Annotated in this window: 21 protein-coding genes; 2 read left to right on the forward strand and 19 right to left on the reverse strand. The window is 32.5% G+C overall.

What is annotated here, in order from left to right; translation table 11 throughout:
• Positions 1-21 precede the first annotated feature (21 nt).
• On the forward strand, positions 22-225 hold the full coding sequence (locus NST64_RS07635; protein WP_002448731.1) for a TM2 domain-containing protein: 204 nt from the start codon (positions 22-24) through the stop codon (positions 223-225).
• A gap of 59 nt (positions 226-284) precedes the next feature.
• On the opposite strand, the gene priA is transcribed toward NST64_RS07635, so the two are convergent.
• The 4 genes from priA to gmk form a co-directional block, all read right to left on the reverse strand.
• Positions 285-2,693, reverse strand: a complete 2,409-nt coding sequence (gene priA, locus NST64_RS07640; protein ID WP_002448816.1) for a primosomal protein N' — start codon at positions 2,691-2,693, stop codon at positions 285-287.
• Positions 2,693-3,901, reverse strand: coding sequence for a bifunctional phosphopantothenoylcysteine decarboxylase/phosphopantothenate--cysteine ligase CoaBC (gene coaBC / locus NST64_RS07645; RefSeq protein WP_002448784.1), 1,209 nt, complete (start codon positions 3,899-3,901; stop codon positions 2,693-2,695). The genes priA and coaBC overlap by 1 nt, the downstream gene beginning before the upstream one ends.
• A 257-nt stretch (positions 3,902-4,158) precedes the next feature.
• Positions 4,159-4,371, reverse strand: coding sequence for a DNA-directed RNA polymerase subunit omega (rpoZ, locus tag NST64_RS07650; RefSeq protein WP_002448867.1), 213 nt, complete (start codon positions 4,369-4,371; stop codon positions 4,159-4,161).
• Positions 4,371-4,994, reverse strand: a complete 624-nt coding sequence (gene gmk, locus NST64_RS07655; RefSeq protein WP_002448723.1) for a guanylate kinase — start codon at positions 4,992-4,994, stop codon at positions 4,371-4,373. Before gmk ends, rpoZ begins: the two co-directional genes overlap by 1 nt.
• A 159-nt stretch (positions 4,995-5,153) precedes the next feature.
• Here gmk and NST64_RS07660 point away from each other — a divergent pair, with 159 nt between their 5' ends.
• Complete coding sequence (locus NST64_RS07660; protein WP_002488677.1) at positions 5,154-6,857, forward strand: Rqc2 family fibronectin-binding protein; 1,704 nt, start codon at positions 5,154-5,156, stop codon at positions 6,855-6,857.
• Positions 6,858-6,918: 61 nt separating this feature from the next.
• Here NST64_RS07660 and NST64_RS07665 read toward each other — a convergent pair whose 3' ends face one another.
• The 15 genes from NST64_RS07665 to NST64_RS07735 all read right to left on the reverse strand — a co-directional run bounded on the left by NST64_RS07665 (position 6,919) and on the right by NST64_RS07735 (position 22,562).
• On the reverse strand, positions 6,919-7,323 hold the full coding sequence (locus NST64_RS07665) for a VOC family protein (protein ID WP_002448810.1): 405 nt from the start codon (positions 7,321-7,323) through the stop codon (positions 6,919-6,921).
• A gap of 319 nt (positions 7,324-7,642) precedes the next feature.
• A complete protein-coding gene (locus tag NST64_RS07670) occupies positions 7,643-7,867 on the reverse strand; it encodes a hypothetical protein (protein ID WP_002455445.1) in 225 nt (74 codons plus the stop codon).
• A 14-nt stretch (positions 7,868-7,881) separates the two neighbouring features.
• Positions 7,882-8,490: an orotate phosphoribosyltransferase gene (gene pyrE, locus NST64_RS07675; RefSeq protein WP_002448722.1), complete on the reverse strand. Its 609-nt coding sequence runs from the start codon at positions 8,488-8,490 to the stop codon at positions 7,882-7,884.
• A 1-nt stretch (position 8,491) separates the two neighbouring features.
• The gene (gene pyrF / locus NST64_RS07680) at positions 8,492-9,184 is read right to left on the reverse strand and encodes an orotidine-5'-phosphate decarboxylase (RefSeq protein ID WP_002448794.1); all 693 of its coding nucleotides are present in this window, start codon (positions 9,182-9,184) and stop codon (positions 8,492-8,494) included.
• 100 nt (positions 9,185-9,284) lie between these two features.
• A complete protein-coding gene (carB, locus tag NST64_RS07685) occupies positions 9,285-12,458 on the reverse strand; it encodes a carbamoyl-phosphate synthase large subunit (RefSeq protein WP_002488664.1) in 3,174 nt (1,057 codons plus the stop codon).
• On the reverse strand, positions 12,451-13,557 hold the full coding sequence (locus NST64_RS07690; protein WP_107632329.1) for a carbamoyl phosphate synthase small subunit: 1,107 nt from the start codon (positions 13,555-13,557) through the stop codon (positions 12,451-12,453). The genes carB and NST64_RS07690 overlap by 8 nt, the downstream gene beginning before the upstream one ends.
• Position 13,558: 1 nt before the next feature.
• Positions 13,559-14,833, reverse strand: coding sequence for a dihydroorotase (locus NST64_RS07695; protein WP_002448747.1), 1,275 nt, complete (start codon positions 14,831-14,833; stop codon positions 13,559-13,561).
• A 2-nt stretch (positions 14,834-14,835) separates the two neighbouring features.
• Positions 14,836-15,729: an aspartate carbamoyltransferase catalytic subunit gene (locus NST64_RS07700; protein ID WP_107632330.1), complete on the reverse strand. Its 894-nt coding sequence runs from the start codon at positions 15,727-15,729 to the stop codon at positions 14,836-14,838.
• A gap of 25 nt (positions 15,730-15,754) precedes the next feature.
• A complete protein-coding gene (locus NST64_RS07705; RefSeq protein WP_107632331.1) occupies positions 15,755-17,068 on the reverse strand; it encodes a uracil-xanthine permease family protein in 1,314 nt (437 codons plus the stop codon).
• Between the two features lie 224 nt (positions 17,069-17,292).
• Positions 17,293-17,820, reverse strand: a complete 528-nt coding sequence (gene pyrR, locus NST64_RS07710) for a bifunctional pyr operon transcriptional regulator/uracil phosphoribosyltransferase PyrR (protein WP_002455451.1) — start codon at positions 17,818-17,820, stop codon at positions 17,293-17,295.
• Between the two features lie 267 nt (positions 17,821-18,087).
• Positions 18,088-19,005, reverse strand: a complete 918-nt coding sequence (locus tag NST64_RS07715) for an RluA family pseudouridine synthase (RefSeq protein WP_002448828.1) — start codon at positions 19,003-19,005, stop codon at positions 18,088-18,090.
• 11 nt (positions 19,006-19,016) lie between these two features.
• Entirely contained in the window at positions 19,017-19,493 is a 477-nt protein-coding gene (gene lspA / locus NST64_RS07720) for a signal peptidase II (RefSeq protein WP_002448847.1), read from the reverse strand.
• 84 nt (positions 19,494-19,577) lie between these two features.
• On the reverse strand, positions 19,578-20,054 hold the full coding sequence (locus NST64_RS07725) for a CHAP domain-containing protein (RefSeq protein ID WP_002455452.1): 477 nt from the start codon (positions 20,052-20,054) through the stop codon (positions 19,578-19,580).
• A gap of 4 nt (positions 20,055-20,058) precedes the next feature.
• Positions 20,059-20,853, reverse strand: a complete 795-nt coding sequence (locus NST64_RS07730; protein ID WP_002448857.1) for a VOC family protein — start codon at positions 20,851-20,853, stop codon at positions 20,059-20,061.
• A 191-nt stretch (positions 20,854-21,044) separates the two neighbouring features.
• Entirely contained in the window at positions 21,045-22,562 is a 1,518-nt protein-coding gene (locus tag NST64_RS07735) for an NAD(P)H-binding protein (RefSeq protein ID WP_107632332.1), read from the reverse strand.
• Positions 22,563-22,595: the final 33 nt, after the last annotated feature.

The following is a 22,595-nucleotide window of genomic DNA, read 5'->3' on the forward strand; positions in this document are numbered from 1 at the left end:
TAGACTAAGGAGGTATAAAGAATGGAAGTCAATAAAGTGATTTACATTATCCTAGCTGTCTTTTTAGGTGGCTTTGGCGTACACAAATTTTATGCTGGTAAAATGATGTCTGGTCTTCTTCATTTATTATTTTGTTGGACAGGAATTCCTCATATTATTGCAATCATCAGTGCGATTCTGACATTACTAAGACCAGCAGATGAAAATGGAAACGTAACAATGTAACCTGTAAATACAAAAAGAGTTACACCACGCAGCTAAACGCAAATGGTGCAACTCTTTTTTTACATTAATATTTGAGGATTGATATCAATCTTTAATGATAATTTATCTTTAATATATGCTTCATGATAATAATCATCTAAGTACTGTAATGCATGAATTAATTCTGGCTCTCGCTTGTATTTAACCAATATTTGAAAACGATGTTCGTTATTAATTCTAGCAATTGCCGCTGGAGAAGGTCCAAGTACGAGTGCTCTTTCTGAAAGATGTTGCAGTAAAATTTGATGTACATGTTTAGCAGCTTCCATTACTTTTTTCATATTTTTATGCGCAATAGTAAAATTAATTAAATAATAATAAGGTGGATATTTACCTAATTTTCTAAATTGCATTTCTTTATGATAAAACGTTAAATAATCATTTTTTTGAACATCTTCTATTGCATAATGAGTTGGATTATATGTTTGAATAATCACTTTACCGGGTTTTTCATGACGACCAGCACGACCTGAAACTTGTGTAAGTAACTGATACGTTCTTTCACTCGCTCTAAAGTCGGGCAAATTTAACATTGTGTCGGCATTAAGCACACCAACTAATGTTATATTTGGATAATCTAAACCTTTTGCAATCATTTGTGTGCCTAATAAAATATCGCCTTTTCCATTTTCAAAATCAGTCAATAGCTTTTCATGTGCACCTTTTCTTGACGTCGTATCTACATCCATACGAATAATACGTGCCTCTTCAAATTCTTGTTGTAAAATTTCTTCTACCCTTTGTGTACCTGTTCCAACCTGTCTGATATGTGGGCTTTCACAATTAGGACACAGGTTAGGAGGCAAGTCTTGATAGCCGCAATAGTGGCATTTTAGTTGGTCTGTCGTCTTATGATAAGTTAACGAAATATCGCAATGTGGACATTGTGGGACATATCCACAATCTCGACATAACATAAACGAAGCATAACCCCGTCGATTTAAAAATAAAACGATTTGTTCATTTTTATTCAGTCTATCTTGAATCGCTTGTCTTAATTCTTCAGAGAACATGGAACGATTACCTGAACTTAGTTCTGCTCTCATATCAATGATATCTATTGAAGGTAAAGCTTGTTGATTCACTCTTTCAGGTAAAGTAAGTAATTGATATACATTTTTTTCTGCCCGTGCATAAGATTCAAGACTTGGTGTCGCACTTCCTAATATTAATGGGCATTGATGAAATTGACTTCGCCATTCTGCTATGTCTCTAGCATGATAACGTGGATAATCTTCTTGTTTATATGTTGATTCATGTTCTTCATCAATAATAATAATGCCTAAGTTTTTAAATGGTGCAAAGATACTTGATCTAGCACCTACACTTACACGTGCTCTGCCATCTCTAATTTTTTGCCATTCATCATATCGTTCACCATTTGACAAACCTGAATGTAGGACAGCTACATCATCACCAAAACGTCGCTTAAAGCGTAAAACCATTTGTGGTGTCAACGCAATTTCTGGAACAAGCATCATGGCTTGTTTATCTTTTTTTAATACTTCTTCAATGGCTTGCAAGTAAACTTCAGTTTTTCCTGAACCTGTGACGCCGTGTAATAAAAATGTACGTTGTGCATTGTGATCTATTTTTTCTTTAATTTGTTGAAATGCATCATTTTGAGCAGAGGTTAACGTTCGTTTTTCTTCTTTTTCAAAGATACGATTTGCAAAAGGATCTCGTTCAATTTCTGCATCATATTTTTCAAGGAAACCTTTTTTAACGAGACCATCTATACTTGATTTAGAAAATCCCATATCTTCAAGTTCTTTTAAAAATACATTTCTATGATGTTCTTCTAAAAGATAAGCATACACATCATATTGTTTTAATTTCTTTTCTAGTAAAGCTAATATATCATCTGGATTGTATCCTTCAACAACTCGTACTGCACGCTGTGTTTTTCTTTTTGTATGTTGAGATAATATTGTTTCTTCTTCTATTAAGTGTTGTTCCAGTAAACGATTTAATAGATTTAAATGATTATTTTTTTGCGCATCTTTATACTTATAATATCCGTTGTTATCAAAGTATTTTAATATATCATCTTCAATATCATTGTGACGGACTATTTTAAATACTTTAGTATATTTTGCTTTAATCGCACTTGGAAGCATTGCTTCTAACACAGAAATACGTTTTGAAATATGATAATGACTCAACCATTCACTTAATTGAATAAGTTCAGGTGTTAATTCTGGTCGAATATCTCGAATTTCTTTAATTGCTTTCAATCTATCTATATTGACATCTTCACTTGGTTGTTGTTGTATATCCATAACATATCCTTGAATTGTGCGTGGACCAAACGGTACAACAACTCTTACACCCACTTTTATAAAATCTTTTAAATGGTCAGGTATGAGATAATCGAATTTAAAATCAACACTCTTAGAAGGAATATCTACAATGACCTTCGCAATCATTATTGCCACCTAGTTTCCAGTTCATCTAAAATTTGTTGTGCAAGTTGCACTTTCTTTCCTTTTTTTATATTAATACGTTGTCCATCTTTAAAGTGCATAGTGAGTTCATTATCATCAGATTGAAATCCAATGGTTTGATCTCCTACATTATTCGAAATAATGACATCAGCATTTTTACGTTTTAATTTATCTTGTGCATAAGCATTAATATTTTGGGTTTCAGCTGCAAATCCGACCAAGTATTGATGCGTTTTATGTTCACCTAAATATTTCAAAATGTCTTTTGTTCGTTTAAAAGTGACAGAAAGATTGCCATCTTGTTTTTTCATTTTATGATTCAATACATCGGCCGGCGTATAATCTGAGACGGCTGCTGCTTTAACAACAATATCTTGTTCTTCATATCGACTTATAACTGCATTAAACATTTCTTCTGCACTTTCTACATGAATGACTTCTACATTCTCTGGATTATCAAGTTGCGTTGGTCCTGCCACAAGCGTCACCTTTGCACCTCTTTTAGCTAAAGCTTCTGCAATTGCATACCCCATTTTTCCAGAGGAACGATTAGATACAAACCTTACTGGATCAATCACTTCAATTGTAGGGCCTGCAGTAACTAAAGCATGTTTCCCTTCAAAAGAAGTATGAGATCTATGTGATAGTTTATTCTTATTTTTAAAATAATCATTGATTATTTTGACAATTTGAAGAGGCTCCTCCATACGTCCCTTTGCAATGTACCCACATGCTAAAAAACCATCTCCAGGTTCAATAAAACGATATCCATCGTCTTTTAACACAGAAATATTATGTTGCGTACGTTTATTTTCATACATATGAACATTCATAGCTGGAGCAATAAATTTAGGGATTTCTGTAGCAAGTAGCGTTGATGTGACGATATCATCAGCAATGCCTACACTTAATTTGGCAATAGTATTAGCAGTAGCAGGTGCAACAACGATGCAGTCTGCCCAATCACCTAATGCTACATGTTGAATTTCTTCAGGATTTTCTTCAATAAATGTATTGGTATATACAGGGTTTCTACTAATGGCTTGAAAGGCTAAAGGTGTAACAAATTCTTGTGCATGATTCGTGAGCATTACTCTTACATCATAATTCGCTTGAGTAAGTTTACTAGTTAAATCAATTGCTTTATAAGCAGCAATGCCTCCTGTAACAACTAATAGAATGTTCTTCATGATTCGACTCCTTTAGTTATATTTATAGTCTTCACTTTTAAATTTATTATACACAACTAAGATGAAAAACTAAAAACACGGGAGTAGAACAGATTTTTAATTCACTGTTCTACTCCCGCAAGATTAACTGATTCTAAAAACGCTTATATAAGTATATTTTCAATTGAATCAGAGATTGCAAAAATGTTTAAAAGTCTGAAACACATGATAACTTATATTTCAGAACAACATCTTAACTGATAACGAAATAATTTTATTTATGCTTGAAATTCTTCAGGTACAACAGGTGAAATTTTTCCGCTTGCGATTTCTTCTAGTGCTTCACCTACAGGTTTTGCTGAATGATAACCATTTAGTAATGCAGTTTCAGGCTTTTCGTCTAATTCACGTGCACGTTTAGCAGCTGTTGTTGCAATTAAATATTTTGAATTAATTTGTGATTGTAATTGATTTAACGGTGGGTTTAACATTATTTTTTTGCCTCCAATAACATTTTTCTATATATCGCTTCAACGCGTTCTCTTTTTAAGTGCTCGGCTTCTACAATTGATTGAATTCTTTCTTTAGCTAAATGAACTTCATCATTAACAACGACATAATCGTAAAGATTCATCATTTCTACTTCTTTACGTGCTTCATTTACTCTGCTTTGAATCTTTTCATCTGTTTCTGTACCGCGACCAATAAGACGTTCTTTCAAATGATCTAAGCTTGGCGGTGCAAGAAAGATAAATAATGCGTCAGGAAATTTTTTTCTTACTTGTTTCGCACCTTCAACTTCAATTTCTAAAAATACATCATGACCTTCAGCCATTGTATCTTTAACATATTGTACGGGTGTCCCATAGTAATTTCCTACATATTCGGCATATTCAATAAATTGATCTTCTTGAATTAATGCTTCAAATTCTTCTTTCGTTTTAAAAAAGTAATCTACACCGTTAACTTCTCCTTCTCGCATTTGACGCGTAGTCATCGAGATTGAGTATTTATATGATGTAGTTGGATCGTCAAATATCTCTTTACGAACAGTTCCTTTACCTACTCCTGAAGGACCTGAAAGAACAATTAGTAATCCTTTTTCATTATCCATGCCTTACGACCTCTCTAAGCTATTCTTCTATTATTTAAATATGATATCACATTGTTGTTTACATTGTATAGAGTGTACTAGGATAAACTTAACTCATGACGCTCTATTGTTACCATGTTACAATATAATGAATGACAAAACTGAAGGTGGAAAAAAATTATGGCTTATGATGGCTTATTCACAAAAAAGATAATAGAATCACTACAATTTTTAGTAACAGGTAGAATTCACAAAATTAATCAACCTGAAAATGACACGATCATTATGATTATTCGTCAAAATCGTAAAAACCATCATCTATTATTATCCATTCATCCCAACTTTTCAAGAATGCATCTCACCAATAAAAAGTACGACAATCCCTTTGACCCACCAATGTTTGCACGTGTCTTTCGTAAGCATTTAGAGGGAGGTATTGTTAAATCAATACGACAAATAGGTAATGATCGTAGAGTAGAAATTGACATTGAAAGTAAAGATGAAATTGGCGATACGATATATCGAACAGTGATATTGGAAATTATGGGTAAACATAGTAATTTAATACTAGTAGATGATCAATATAAAATTATAGAAGGCTTTAAACACTTGACGCCAAATACAAATCAGTATCGTACAGTGATGCCTGGTTTCAAATATGAAGCTCCTCCTACTCAAAACAAACGAAATCCATATGATATTTCAAGTGATGAGGTGCTCAAATTCGTTGACTTTAATGCCGGAAAAATTGCTAAACAATTACTCAATGCGTTTGAAGGCTTTAGTCCTCTAATTACAAATGAAATTACAAATCGTTACCCATTTATGAATCAAGATACGCTTCCTCAAGCTTTTGAAGAAGTCATTGACCAAACATTAAAAGTACCCGTGCCAGTATTTCATAAAAATCATGAAACAGGTAAAGAAGATTTCTATTTTATGAAATTAAAACAATTCTCGGATGATATTGTTATCTATGATTCTTTACATGATTTATTAGATCGTTATTATGATGCTAGAGGTGAGCGAGAGCGTGTAAAGCAACGTGCGAATGATTTAGTACGCTTCGTACAACAACAATTACAAAAATATCAACACAAGTTAAGTAAACTTATAGACGAATACGAAAGTGCTAAAGATAAAGATACACAACAATTATACGGTGAACTCATTACTGCTAATATTTATCGTATTCAACAAGGTGACGCGTCTATAAACGTTCTAAATTATTATACTAATGAAGAAATAACGATTCCATTAGACCCTACTAAATCACCATCTGTGAATGCTCAATACTACTATAAGCAATATAACCGAATGAAGACACGAGAAAAAGAACTCGATCTTCAAATTGCTCTTACACGTGAAAATATTGACTATTTTGCCAATATTGAACAGCAATTAGAACATATTACAGTTGATGAAATTGATGACATTCGTGATGAATTAGCAGAACTAGGATTTATGAAACAACGTAAAAATACTAAAAAGAAAAAACAAGATAAAATCCATTTACAAACATATATATCTTCAGATGGTGACACGATTTTAGTAGGTAAAAATAATAAGCAAAATGATTATTTAACAAATCGTAAAGCTCAAAAATCACATCTATGGTTCCACACTAAAGATATTCCAGGTTCGCATGTTGTCATTTTAAATGATGCACCGAGTGAGACTACGATAAAAGAGGCAGCAATGCTTGCGGGCTATTTCTCTAAAGCTGGAAATTCTGGTCAGATACCGGTAGACTATACAGAAATTAAAAATGTCCATAAACCTTCTGGCGCTAAACCAGGATTTGTCACATATGATAATCAAAAAACGTTATATGCAACACCTGATTATGACCAAATCCAGCATATGAAGCAGGATAAAAATTAAAAAAATAAAAATCCGTAGATGCTTTTTTCAAGTCATCTACGGATTTTATATATCATAGCGTCTATTTTTCTGGTAATGCAAGTTGGAAACTTACTCCAAATTTATCTTGCACCCATGCAAACTCACGAAATGGTGGCATAGGAGTTTTAGGCATAAGTATAGCGCCTTCTTTTTTTAGACCATTAAATAAACGTTCCATTTCCATAACATCTTCAACAGTGACATATAAAGAGATGGAAGGATTCATTGGTAATTCTTCACCATTATCGGCATCTATCGCCATGAAGACTTGACCATTTAATGTGAAAATAGAATGTTGAACTGTCCCAGGTTCTCCAGGACCGTCTTCTCCGTATTTTACCATTGTTAAAATCTCACTGTTTTTAAATAAGCTCGTATATAAATTGACTGCTTCTTCAGCCTGATTATTAAACATTAAAAATGGTGTCACTTTAGGTATTTCCATTGTAATCCTCCTATAATTTATAATTAATGTCTATTTTAAACTATTTTTAAAAATAATAAAAAGTTAGCTATTAAGAACTTTGAATTAAAAGTAGCTTTAATTTTGAAAACTTTCCATAAACAGTTAAAATTAAATAAAAGTATAATAGGAGGCACTTAATATGATGCATTATATTCTACCACTATTAGCAATGGTCATCGTTTTATTAATCGGATGGGTGTTAATTAAAATCTTTATACGTTAAGTTAATTATAGATTGATATAAAAAGATACATATAAACATGTTGATTCATTATTTATATGTATCTTTTTTCTATATTTAGATTTTATCTTTTTGACGTAAACGTGCTTTGGCTTTTTTAAAGAAGTCACTTGTATGCTCAAAAGATTCCATTTGTGCGTGATGCATATGTTTAATACTTTCTTTAATAGTTAATACATGTGCTGTTTGTTTAAATTCTTTTTCACTGTATAAAAATTGATTCACATGTTTTAAATGATTATAAAATGCATTATTATCTTTGTCTTTAGCCAACTTTATCACCCTTTAAGCGATACTTAGAGATTATCGCGCCAATCCACTAATGTTTGAATATCATTTTCTGAAATTTTGCCTTCTTCTTTAGCTACTTCAATAAGTTCATTATAATTACTTAGCGTATAGAATGGTAGATTCGCTTGTTTGAACATGTCGTCTGCTTTAGCTAGACCATAAGTAAAGATTGCAACTACACCTACGACTTCAGCCCCTGCTTCTTTTAAAGCTTCCACTGCAGTAATTGATGACCCCCCTGTTGAAATTAAATCTTCAACGACAACGACTTTTTTATTTTTACTTTGTGCGCCTTCAATTTGATTTTGTTTACCATGACTTTTACTTTTAGATCGTACATAGTTCATTGGTAAGTTTAGTTTTTCAGAAATATAAGCAGCATGTGGAATACCAGCAGTGGCTGTTCCTGAAATAACCTCTACATTACCAAAATGTTCTGTAATAAGTTCACTTAATCCATCACGAATGTCTTGACGTACTTTAGGGTAACCTAATGTAATACGATTATCACAATAGATAGGTGATTTTATGCCTGAACTCCATGTGAATAAGTCATTGGGTGATAAACTTACTGCTTCAATATCTAATAATGATTTTGCTATGTGTTTTGACATATTAACCTAACCAACTTTCCTTTATTTTTGTATAACTCTCTTGTGGATGCTCACTTTGAGTTATTGGGCGACCCACTACAATGTGAGTTGAACCTAATTGTTTCGCGTCTTCTGGAGTTGTAATACGTTTTTGATCATTCACCGCTGCACCTTTAGGTCTGATACCAGGCGTCACTTTTAAAAATTCAGAACCCAGGGACTTTGTCAGTAATTTAGCTTCTAATGGCGAACATACTACGCCATCTAATCCTGACTCTTGCGCTAATTTTGCATAATTCAACACTGCTTCTTCAATAGACGTTTGGATATTTTGTTCTTGATGAAGCATTTCTTCAGTCGTTGATGTTAATTGAGTCACTGCTATTATTTTAGTAGTTTCATTATATTTACGTAACCCTTTTACAGCATGTTTCATCATTTCAGTTCCACCAGCAGCATGCACGTTAACTAAATCAACATTTAACTTACCTAAACCCTCCATAGCTTTTTGAACTGTATTAGGAATATCGTGTAACTTAAGGTCTAAAAATATATCATGTCCACGTTCTTTTATTTTCTTAATTAAAGCTGGTCCAGTTTGATAATATAATTCCATTCCTACTTTTACAAAAAGTGGTTCATCAAATTGATCTAAAAAATCAAGAACATGATTCTCAGAATCAAAATCTAAAGCTATAATTGGTAAATCTCTCATTCATTAAACTCCTTTAAATAACTCACTTTTATTTTAAAAAGAAGCGACTTGTGCTTAAACATAAAGCAAGTTAACACATAAGTTGCTTATAATTATGGCATTACATATTTCTCATTGAAAATGTCATACTTTCAATGACATTTGTTAATGCACTTGCAGTATCTAATGAAGTTAAACATGGCACTCCGTTTTCTACAGTAGTACGTCGAATTTGGAAGCCATCTCTTTCAACTTCTTTACCTTTTGTCATTGTGTTAATAACAATTTGTACATCCCCATTTTGAATACGTGTTAATAAATCATCTTCTCCACCGATTTTACCCACAACTTCAACAGGGATATTGTGCGCTTCTAATTTTTGTGCAGTACCTTGTGTAGCTAAGATTTTATAACCTACTTCATTTAAACGGTGAGCAATATCAACGATTTCTTCTTTATCTTTATCGCTTACTGTCATTAATACTGTACCATGATCTTTTACTTCTACCCCACTACCTGTTAAACCTTTATATAAAGCTTTTTCAAGTGTTAAATCTTTACCCATCACTTCACCGGTAGATTTCATTTCAGGTCCAAGTGTAATGTCAACATTTTTTAATTTATTAAAACTAAATACCGGTGCTTTAACAAACACACCCTCTGAATATGGTTGAATACCTTGTTGATAGCCTAAATCTTTAAGCTTTGTGCCCATTATCGCTTGCATGGCAAGTTGTGCCATTTGAATATCAGTAATTTTACTTAAGAAAGGCACTGTACGACTTGCACGTGGGTTAACTTCTAATACATACACACCATCATGTGCAATAACGAATTGAATATTGATGAGTCCTACAATGTTTAATCCTTTAGCTAATTTAATTGTATAATCTTCGAGTGTTTTTATTTCTTCATCGCTCAATGTTTGTGGTGGATACACTGCAATTGAATCACCGCTATGAACACCTGCACGTTCAATATGCTCCATAATACCAGGAATAATAACTGTTTCACCATCAGAAATTGCATCGACTTCTATTTCTTTACCTGTTAAATATCTATCCACTAATACTGGATGTTCTGGACTTGCTTTAACAGCTTGCTCCATATAATTTTCTAATTCTGCATCACTATTTACAATCTCCATGGCACGACCACCTAATACATAAGAAGGTCTTACAACTACTGGATAACCAATTTCACGTGCATTTTCTAATGCTTCTTTAGGAGAAGTTGCTGTTTTACCTTTAGGTTGTGGAACATCAATTTTTCTTAAAAGTGCTTCAAATTCTTTTCTATCTTCTGCACGATTTAAATCTTCTAGTGATGTTCCTAAGATTTTCACACCATGTTTAGCTAATTTATCAGCTAAATTGATTGCTGTTTGACCGCCAAATTGAACTACTACACCTTTAGGTTGCTCTAAATTAATAATATTCATTACATCTTCTTCAGTTAGCGGTTCAAAATATAATTTATCTGAAATTGAAAAGTCTGTTGATACTGTCTCTGGATTATTATTAACAATAATCGCTTCATATCCGGCATTTTGAATTGCCCAAACGGCATGTACTGTCGCATAATCAAACTCTACACCTTGTCCGATACGTATTGGTCCAGAACCTAATACTAAAATTTTCTCTTTATCTGTAACTACAGATTCATTTTCTGTTTCATATGTTCCGTAATAATATGGTGTAGATGATTCAAATTCTGCTGCACACGTGTCTACCATTTTATATACAGGTTTAATATCATTATCTTGACGTAATTGATATACTTCTTCTTCTGTCATATCAAAGCGATGAGCAATCACTTTATCACTGAAACCATAATCTTTTGCATATTTAAGATATTCTAAGTCTCCTGGATGCGCTTTAAGTTCATGTTCAATATGAATAATATTAAGGAATTTATTTAAGAAGAAATAATCAATTTTAGTCATGTCATGAATTTCTTGTAATGATGTGCCACGTCGAATCGCTTCACCAATAAAGAATAAACGCTCATCATCTTGATGACTGATACGTTCTTTAATGTAATCTAAGTCATAATTTTCACCATTTGGTAAACCAAGATGATGAACACCATATTCTAATGAACGAATCGCTTTTAATAATGATTCTTCATATGTACGACCAATAGCCATCACTTCACCAGTAGCCTTCATTTGCGTTCCTAATTCACGTTCCCCTTTTTCGAATTTATCAAATGGAAAACGTGGAATTTTTGAAATGACATAATCAAGTGTTGGTTCAAAAGCAGCATAAGATGTTCCAGTTATAGGATTTAGCATCTCATCTAATGTTAAACCAACCGCAATTTTAGCCGCCAATTTAGCAATTGGATAGCCTGTTGCTTTTGATGCTAGTGCAGATGAACGAGACACACGTGGATTAACTTCAATGATGTAATAATTTAAGGAATATGGATCTAAAGCCAGCTGTACATTACAACCACCTTCAATACCTAAAGCACGAATCACTTTAAGCGATACATCACGTAACATTTGGTATTCAACATCTGATAGTGTCTGACTAGGAGCTACAACCACTGAATCTCCAGTATGGATACCTACTGGGTCAATATTTTCCATATTACATACTACAATGGCATTGTCATTTTTATCACGCATAACTTCATATTCAATTTCTTTATATCCTGCTATTGATTTTTCAATTAAACATTGAGTCGCTGGACTATAATGTAATCCATTACTTACAACTTCTTTTAATTCTTCATCATTATGACAGATACCACCACCAGTACCTCCCATTGTAAAGGCAGGGCGTACAATTAATGGATATCCCACTTGTTCTTTGAATGCAAATGCTTGTTCCACAGTATTTACTATATCACTTTCAGGTACTGGAACATCTAAATCATTCATCAATGATCGGAATAATTCTCTATCTTCTGCTTGTTGTATAGATTCTAATTTTGTACCTAATAACTCTACATTATTTGCTTTTAATACACCGCTATCATGTAATTGTATTGCCATATTCAAACCTGTTTGTCCACCTAATGTAGGTAATAATGCATCAGGTTGTTCTTTACGAATGATACGTGCAATAAAGTCATGAGTTAAAGGTTCAATATATACTTTATCTGCAATTTCTTTATCAGTCATAATGGTTGCAGGATTTGAGTTCACTAAAATAACACGGTATCCTTCTTCTTTTAAAGCAAGACACGCTTGTGTTCCAGCATAGTCAAATTCTGCAGCTTGTCCAATAATAATAGGACCTGAACCAATTACTAAAATCGTTTTAATATCGTCACGTTTAGGCATTCGTTTTACTCTCCTTTTTATTATCTTTAAAATCTCTCATCATATCTAAGAACTCATCAAATAAGTAATTTGAGTCACTTGGGCCTGGTCTTGCCTCTGGATGATATTGCACTGAAAAGGCTGGTAATGTTTTATGTCTTAATCCTTCAACCGTACCATCATTTAAAGCAACATGTGTCACTTCTAAATCTGTATTTTTTAAAGAATCTTTATCAATAGCATAACCGTGATTTTGACTTGTGATATCTACTTTACCTGTGCGTAAATCTTTTACAGGATGATTCGCACCACGATGTCCGAACTTCATCTTAAATGCTTTGGCGCCTTGAGATAATGCAAATAACTGATGACCAAGACAAATACCAAAGAATGGTATATTTCCTAAAATACCTTTAATCATATCTAAAGCAACATCAACTTCTTCTGGATCTCCAGGTCCATTTGAAAGCATGACACCATCTGGTGACATTGCTAATATTTCCTCTGCTGAAGTATCATAAGGTACTACAGTAACATTACATCCTCTTGAATTAAGCTCTCTAACAATATTTTGCTTTTTACCAAAGTCTAATAACACGACGCTTAAATCTGAACCTGTTGATACATACGGTGTTTTTGTTGACACAGTAGTCACCTCATCACGAGGTAACTCTGCAGTTTTTAAGTTAGCTGCAAGCGATTCAATTTCCTCTTTATTGTCGGTAAATCCTGCTTTTAATACACCATATTTTCTAATTTTTCTAGTAATACTACGCGTATCTACCCCTGAAATACCAGGAATATGATATTGAACAAGCACTTCATGTAATGTTTTTTGTTTTCTAAAATTACTTGGATGCGTACTTGCTTCCTTAACTACTACCCCATTTAATGTAGGTGTAAGTGATTCAAAATCATCTCTATTAATACCATAATTTCCAATTAAAGGATAAGTAAATGTAACAATTTGACCAGTATATGATGGATCAGAAATCGTTTCTTGATATCCAGTCATCGCTGTATTAAATACAATTTCACCGATTGATAATTGATCTGACCCTAATTTATATCCTTCATAATATGAACCATCTTCAAATACGAGATATCTACGTTCAAACATTTTACTTGTCCTCCTTAAATTTAACTTCACCCTCAACCATTGTTAAAACAGGGTTACCATATACTTTATATCCTATAAATGGTGTATTATCTGCTTTAGATAAGAAATCTTCACCACGAATTTCTCTTTCTTCATCTAAATTGATAATTGTTAAATCTGCATAGCTGCCTTCTTCTAATTTTCCATAAGGTAAATCAAATATTTGTGCTGGCTTAATTGTTAAGTAATCAACAAGTTGTTGTAATGACCAGTCTCCTTTTTTAACAAAATGAGTATATAATAATGGGAAGGCCGTTTCACTTCCTACAATACCAAATGGTGCTTTTGTCATTGGCTGAGCTTTTTCTTCTTTGGCATGAGGCGCGTGATCTGTAGCAATACAATCAATGGTACCATCTAGTAATCCTTCTAATAATGCATCTCTATCTTCTTTACTTCTTAATGGTGGATTCATTTTAAAAATGGCATTATCGCCTGGAACATCATCTTCAGTTAATAACAGATGATGTGGTGTCACTTCAGCTGTAACATGAATGCCTGCTGCTTTAGCATCACGAATTGCTCTTACACTTTCTTTTGTTGAAACGTGGCACACGTGATAGTGACAATTAGCTGCTTCTGCTAATAAAACGTCTCGTGCAATTTGTACAGATTCACAAATATTTGGAATGCCAGGAATACCTAATTCTTCACTACGTTTACCTTGATGCATTGCACCACCATAAATTAAGCTATTATCTTCACAATGAGCAACAACTGCTTTATTTAATTTTGCTGCTTGTTGCATCGCTTCATACATCATTGCTGATTCCTGAACACCCACACCATCATCTGTAAATGCAAATGCACCCTCTTTTGCAAGTGCTTCAAAATCAACATGCTCTTTACCAGCTTGACGAATGGTAATTGATGCATAAGGCAAGACACGGACTTGTGCATTTTCTTTAATTAATGATTGCAACTGATCCATGTGTTCTACTGTATCAGGTACAGGACGTGTATTAGGCATTGGACATACTGTTGTAAATCCTCCACGTGCAGCTGATTTTGTTCCAGTTTCAATTGTTTCCTTATGTTCCCCACCTGGTTCTCTTAAATGTACATGCACATCTACTAGACCTGGTGCTACAAATTGACCATTTGCATCAATGACTTCAGTACCTTCATCAATATTAATATTTTCATTCATTTCCTTGATATATTGTCCATCAATTAAAATTGACGTTGATTTAAGTTCACCATTGTCTAAAATTTTAGCATTTTTTATAAGTTTCATAATTATTCTCCTTTTCTTGATAAAAGTTTATCTATTACAGCCATTCTTAAATACATTCCATTTTCCATTTGTTTAAAGATTCTTGACTTAGGTGCTTCAACTAGTTCACTATCGATTTCTACGCCACGATTTACTGGAGCAGGATGCATCACTATCGCATCCTCTTTTAAACGACGATACCTTTCTTTAGTTAACCCATATTGTTCATGATAATAATCAGCTTTAAAGTTTGCTTCATCAGTAATACCATGTCTTTCATGTTGAACTCTTAAAAGCATAATAATATCAACTTTATTAATCACATCATCAATATTTACATAAGGAGCATCTAATGTTTCATCTACCCATTCATTTGGACTTGAGAACATCACCTTAGCACCAAGCGAGGTTAAACTTGTATAATTACTTCTCGCTACACGAGAATTTTTAATATCTCCACATATTAAAATATTTAATCCTTCAAATGTTTCATATTCTTCATAAATCGTCATTATATCCAATAAGCTTTGAGTAGGATGCTGACCACTACCATCTCCAGCATTTGCAATCGGAATATTTAAATTTTCTAGTTCTTCGTAATATGCATTTTGAGGATGTCTAATAACTAATAAATTGACGCCAATACTCTCTAACGTTTTACAAGTGTCATAAAGCGATTCCCCTTTTTGTACTGAAGAAGTACTTGTTTCAAAGTTAACTTGTTTCAATCCAAGATTAAGTTCAGCTACTTCAAAACTGCATTTTGTGCGTGTTGAATTTTCAAAGAATAAGTTAGATACATATTTCCCTTCATACTGAGGGACAGTTTCTTTTCCTGATTTAAAACGACTCGCTGTTTGAATAAGATTAAAAATATCATCGTTTGTTAAATATTCCATTGAAAATAAATGTTCCATGACGTGCCTCCTAAAAGATCCTCTTTTATTTAATGTCTGATTCTTCTTTTTCTTTTGGCAAAATAAGATTTAATATGATTCCTGATAATGCTGCTAAAGCCATGCCTTCAATTTGTAGGTTCACACCAAGACTTTTTAAATTGATAAGTAAATTTCCAATACCGACTACTAGTACTACTGACGCAATAACTAAATTACGATTACTAGCAAAATCAACACGACTTTCTACCAACATTCTAAGTCCACTTGCTGCAATAATACCGAATAATAAGATAGATACACCACCCATCACTGGTGTAGGAATTGATGAAATTAATGCTGAGAACTTACCTATAAATGATAAGATAATTGCAATCACTGCTGCACCACCAATGACATAAATACTATATATTTTTGTAATTGCGAGCACACCAATATTTTCACCATAAGTTGTACTAGGCGGTCCTCCAATAATACTAGCAAACATTGTTGAAACGCCATCACCTATAATTGAACGATGTAAACCAGGATTTTCAAAGAAATTACGTCCTACAATTTTATTAATCACCATTTGATGACCAATATGTTCACTGACTGTTACAAATACTATAGGCAACATGACTAAAATAAGTCCGATATGTATCGATGGAACATAATCTTTAAATGGTAAATATATATCTGGAAAATCTAGCCAACTGGCTTTAGCAATTGGTTTGAAATTAACAATGCCTACAAAAATTGACACAATATAACCTACAATAATTCCTATTAACACAGGAATAAGTGAAAGGAAACCTTTAAAAAATCCTTGAACAATAATAGTTACTAGTAAGGTTACTAATGCGACTAATAAATAGCTTAAATTGTAACCCTTCATATCTCCTGAATTCTCATACATTGCCATGTTTACTGCTGTTGGTGCGAGACTTAATCCAATGACCATAATAACTGGACCAACAACAACTGGTGGTAAAAGATGCATCAACCAACCGGTACCACTTAATTTTATGAAAATACCAATAATGATATACATTACGCCACTAGCAAATAATGCGACAAGTATATCTCCTAAACTGTGCGTACTTAACCCCGTAATAATTGGAGTAATAAATGCAAAGCTTGAACCTAAATAGGCAGGTATTTTTGCTTTAGTAATTAATATGTATAGTAATGTTCCTATACCCGATGCTAATAATGCAGCAGAAATAGGTAACCCTGTTAAAAATGGAACAAGGACAGTTGACCCAAACATTGCAAATAGATGTTGTAAGCTTAAAAACGCCCATTGTGCTGGTTTTGGTTTATCTTTTACATCTAGTACTGGTTTGACAGTACGTTCAAACATTTGCTCATTTTCCATGAAATGTTCTTCCTTTCTAAAAAAGTCTCTTTACACTATGGTAAAGAGACTAAAATAAATTAATGAAATATTATAAAAAGCTTCTTTAAGTTTTTTATAACATGACATAGGAAAAGTATTTAATTTAAGTGAGACATATCATCTATCCATTTAATAAATACATTACACGCTCACCATTACATACTTCACCTTTTTCAGTCTCTCGTACTGGTTTAAAAGGTTAGTTATTCAATTATTACTGCATTTCTATCATCTATTTCTTCAAGATAAACAGATACTGCTTCATCTTTTGCAGTAGGTATATTCTTTCCAACAAAGTCTGCTCTAATTGGCAGTTCACGATGACCACGATCCACAAGGGCAGCGAGGCCAATCTTTATAGGTCGAGAATGTAATAAAATTGCATCTAAAGATGCTCTAACTGTTCGTCCAGTATAAAGTACATCATCAATAATAATCACTATCTTATCTGTAACATCTTGATCAATTTCAATGGCATCTTTAGTGATAGGCTTTTTCGAGTTTTCAATATCATCTCTAAAATGAGTAATGTCAATCGTACCTGTTGGAACTACATGATGTTCAATTTGTTTAATTTTTTCTTGAATACGACGTGCTAAAAATTCGCCTCTTGTCTTAATACCTAAAAGAACAAGTTGTTCAGTTCCTTTATTATATTCTAGAATTTCATGTGCTATACGTGTAACAGTACGTTGTATAGCCGCTTTGTCCATAATAATACGTTCTGACATGATTACACCTCTTAAAAGAAAAAACCTCATGCCTTTTATAAAGACATGAGGTTTAATGTATATAAAAATATTTTATATGATTAGTCTGATAGTAATCGAACAATTGAAGTTAATCATATTTATATCATTAGTCACCCTGTCTTTTGAGCCTCTCTGGACTCTTTTTAAAAGACACTGTTTTGTTTAATTTTAACTGTTATTAGCTTAAATCTTTTTAGTTCATAAGTCAATATGCTTTCTTTTAATTTACGACTTTATTCTCTAATTTTATGATTCTCTTAATCGAATATCTTCTAATAGCGATTGAAACGCTTGAGGTAACTCAGCATGACGTTCAATATATTCATGAGTGACAGGATGTTTAAAACCAATAACTCCAGCATGTAACGCTTGTCCACCAATATCTAATGTTTTTCTAGGACCATATTTAGGATCTCCAACAAGTGGGAACCCAATATATTTCATATGAACACGAATTTGATGAGTACGCCCTGTTTCTAATTGACATTCAATCAATGTATAGTCATTAAAATGCTCTAATACATTAAAATGAGTCACTGCTTCTTTTCCATCATCAACAACATCCATAGATTGACGGTCTTTTTTGTTTCTGCCTATTGGAGCATCAATTGTTCCATAATCATGAGGAATATTACCATGTACTAAAGCTGTATACTTACGCTTTACTGTTTTATCCATAAGTTGTTCTACTAGACCACGATGTGCTACATCATTTTTAGCTACCATAAGTAACCCAGACGTATCTTTATCAATACGATGAACAATACCAGGACGTATCTCTCCATTGATACCTGATAAATCTTTAATTTGATACATTAATCCATTAACTAATGTACCTGTATAATGACCTGGTGAAGGGTGTACAACCATACCTTTAGGTTTATAAACAATGGCTACATCTTTATCTTCATAATAAATATCTAAATTGAGGTTCTCCGGTAAAATATCGGCTTCAACCACTTCTTTTTCAGTTACTTGAATCTCATCATTTAATTTAACTTTATAATTTGATTTGATTATTTTACCATTAACAGTGACTAAATCATTTTTAATCCAATCTTGAAGTTGACTTCTAGACCACTCACTATTGAAATCAGATAATAATTTATCAATACGCTGACCTACGAGTGCTTCATCTTCTATTTTATATTTATACGTTTCCACTACGTGCCCTCCTATTCTTTTTTGGTTGCATCCTTAACCAATGCAATAATGACAAAAATAACACCAATTGTTAAGCTTGAATCTGCGATATTAAAAATTGGAAAATCATATCCAAAAATATTTGTATCAATGAAATCAACAACTTCACCATTGAATAAACGATCGATAAAGTTACCTAATGCACCTGCAAATAATAAGCTAATTGCAACTTGCATAAACGCATTATATTTAGTTTCTTTAATATAAAATATAATAAGTACAGCTAAAATAATAAGAGTAATAATATAGAAAAATCCCATTTTACCACTTAAAATCCCCCATGCTGCACCATTATTTCTATGTGAGGTAATATTTAAAAAATGAGGAATCACTTCATAAGAATCACCAATGTTCATTGTTGCTGTAATTATTTTTTTAGTTAATTGGTCTATAATTAAAATCACGATGGCTACTATTAAAGATAAACCAATATAATATTTCTTTTTCATTCATGTGCCTCCATTCAGCCCTCAACTCTTTGACAACACTCTACATTATAGCCTACTACTTAGCATAAAAAAAGCTACAATCTTCTATGTCATATTTGTGTTACTTTTAGGATGAATATAATTAAATTGATCGACTTGATAAACATCTACAAAACGTGTTGTAATTTCGTAAGGTTTTCTGAAATTCATATCAGAGACTATTAAAGAGCCATCATTATTGACTTGTTCTACATAAGCAACATGTCCATGTTTTCCTTTTGGATAATGTAAAATAGAACCCTTAGTTGGATTTTCATTGACTGTATATCCTTGTTTCTTAGCCTTATTAGCCCAATATTTAGCGTCACCCCATTGGTTACTTATTAAATGATGATCTTCTTTTACTCGATCAAATACATAGTAAGTACATTGACCTTTAGCGTATGTGTTATATTTCATAGGATTTTTTTCCCAAAAATGAATTGTAGGTTCAGTCATATCTTGATTGTCTAGACCATCAAAAATTGCACCGCCCGTAAATATCATGCATACAAATACCATTAAAAAAATCCATTTTTTCATTTCATCACTCTACCTTTATAAAATTAAATCTAAATTGGATACCATCTGGGCCTTTAATATTGATATGATGTGTTTCTGGATAATGAAAGTCAACGATAGATAGACCATAAGTATGTTCATTATCTATTCGCTTTATTTTTGAATTCCATTGATTCATTGAAAGATGACAATAATATTGTTCAGAAGCTAAATAAAAAGATTCATCATCTAAATATGCAGAAGGTACTAGTCCAAAATAGTTTAGATAATACTCTCTTACTTCATTTAATCGAATGGTTTTTAAACTAATATTCCCAATTTTACTATCATTAGGTAAACCTTGCCATCCGATGGTTGATGCATATGGTAATAATGAAGAAACATCGAGTGGCTTAATATCGAGTCTAATCCATTCACTTTCTTGTTTCCAATCAGAAATCGATTTATCAACATAAAACTTAAACATATGACCTTCTGGATCTTCGACAAAAATAAATGTACATACGTTTTGTTCTCCACCATTAATTGGTAACTCATAGTCATTTAACTTTTCGATTAGATCTGCCAGATGGTGTGTATTGGATAATTGAACTCCTATATAAAATAAACCAGCTTCTTGAGATAAAGGATTTCGTCCAGATTTTATCTCTCTTAAAGTAATATAATGGTGACGATCTCCAATTTGATATTTGACAGCCGTTAATGTCTCTTCCACCTTTTTAAATCCTAATAATTCTTCATAGAACGGTTGTAAAGTACGTAAATCTCTTACATTTAAAGTGATACCATTAATAAAATGTGCATCATTATCATGAAACATAGGGTACCTCCTAAATTTTAAAATCTCTCTTTCAATTTAAAATAGCTACGATTAATGATTATTCTATAATAAAATAATTAAAATTTTATCAGTCTTAATGCGTAATATTCAACTATTTAGGCTAAAAAAAGCTTTCGATAGAAAGAACTTCATGGCTCTTCCATCGAAAACTTTTAAATACATAAAGTATACTATTTTTTAGCTAAAAATTTATTGTATATTCTTGCACCAACAAATGCGCCAATCATTGCACCAGTAGTCATAGCAAGATTAGTAAAAATTTTATTAACAGGATCTTGTTTATCTTCTTCTTCATTAGCTAAATGATTCATATGGTGTTTAAACACATCCATCACAAACTTATGTGCATTGGCTTGAGTAAACTTATAAACTCCCCATGGTAATGTTGGTTCATATTCATGTAATGCTACAATACCTTCATTAGTATCTAATATACGCCTAAATTCAAATCGCGCATTACCGCCGTCTTTAGCCATTGCTAAATCTCCACCAACAATTTTATATACAATCATTTCACTCGTAGAATCATGATTATGTCGTGTCATTTTTAAAATGAATTTCTTTATTAATGGTAATTGAATATTAAATTCATGCTCATTAATGGTACCATCTATTAAATGAAGCGTAATATCATTTATAAATTCTGCATATTCTCTTGTTACATCACGCATTGAATAACTTTCAGGAATTTTAAAACGCGTTATTGCTCTAACATCTTTCACTTCATTTTTCTTATCTTGCTTTGATTTAGGTTTAGACTGTTTTGTAGTTATTGTTTGTTGTTCATCTTGTTCTTCTTTCAGTGCTTTTCTTACACTTTCTTCATAATTCATTTTCCCTAATGATATTTCAGGTTTTATACGCTCAGGCTGTGGAATCATATCATGCACTAAACTATCCATAAGTGGGTATACCATTTCTTTAGGTACTTGCGAAATCAGTCTAACCCAAAATCGACTTAACCAAATAGGAATAATTGGTAAATTCAACGTAGGTAAACGTTTATCAAGAATAGCCGCTGTACGTTCAAATAATTCTTGATAATTCATTACCTTAGGTCCTGTAATATCAAATGCTTCATTTTCTTGTGGAGAACGTTCAACTAACATAGCTAATTTATCAATAACATCATCAATAGATACTGGCGCAATCATATTGTGAGCCCAGTTCGGTAGAATCATTGCTGGCAAACGCTCTATCATTCTTTTTAAAATAGGATATGAGCTACCTTTTGAACCTATAATTAGACCAGCACGTAATGTGCTTACAGGGATGTCATAATATCCTAATATTTTTTCACATTCTAACCGACTTTTTAAGTGAGGTGATAACTGAGTATCATTTGGGATAATACCACTCATAAATATAATATGTTTAACACCTTGCTTTTTTGCTGCACGTCCAAAATTATCAGCTAGTAGTGCATCCATATCTTCGAAATTCGCTTGTGTAAGTTTAGCACTTGGCATCATTGAATGAACAAGATATATCGCAGTATCTATACCTTCCATTACCTCAGTTATAGCATCTAAATCAAATAAATCCGCTGATTTCCAAGTTACATTTCTTTCATTTTTTTTATTTTGAGCATTTCTTGATATTGCGATAATCTCATGATTATCTTTTATTTTATCTTTTAAATGACTACCGATATATCCAGAAGCCCCAGTTAGTAAAATCTTGCCCATAATTTTATCCCTCTTCCTATATCTATCATAAAC

The sequence above is a fragment of the Staphylococcus sp. FSL W8-1268 genome, from assembly GCF_038003965.1.
Classification (GTDB): Bacteria; Bacillota; Bacilli; order Staphylococcales; family Staphylococcaceae; genus Staphylococcus; species Staphylococcus hominis.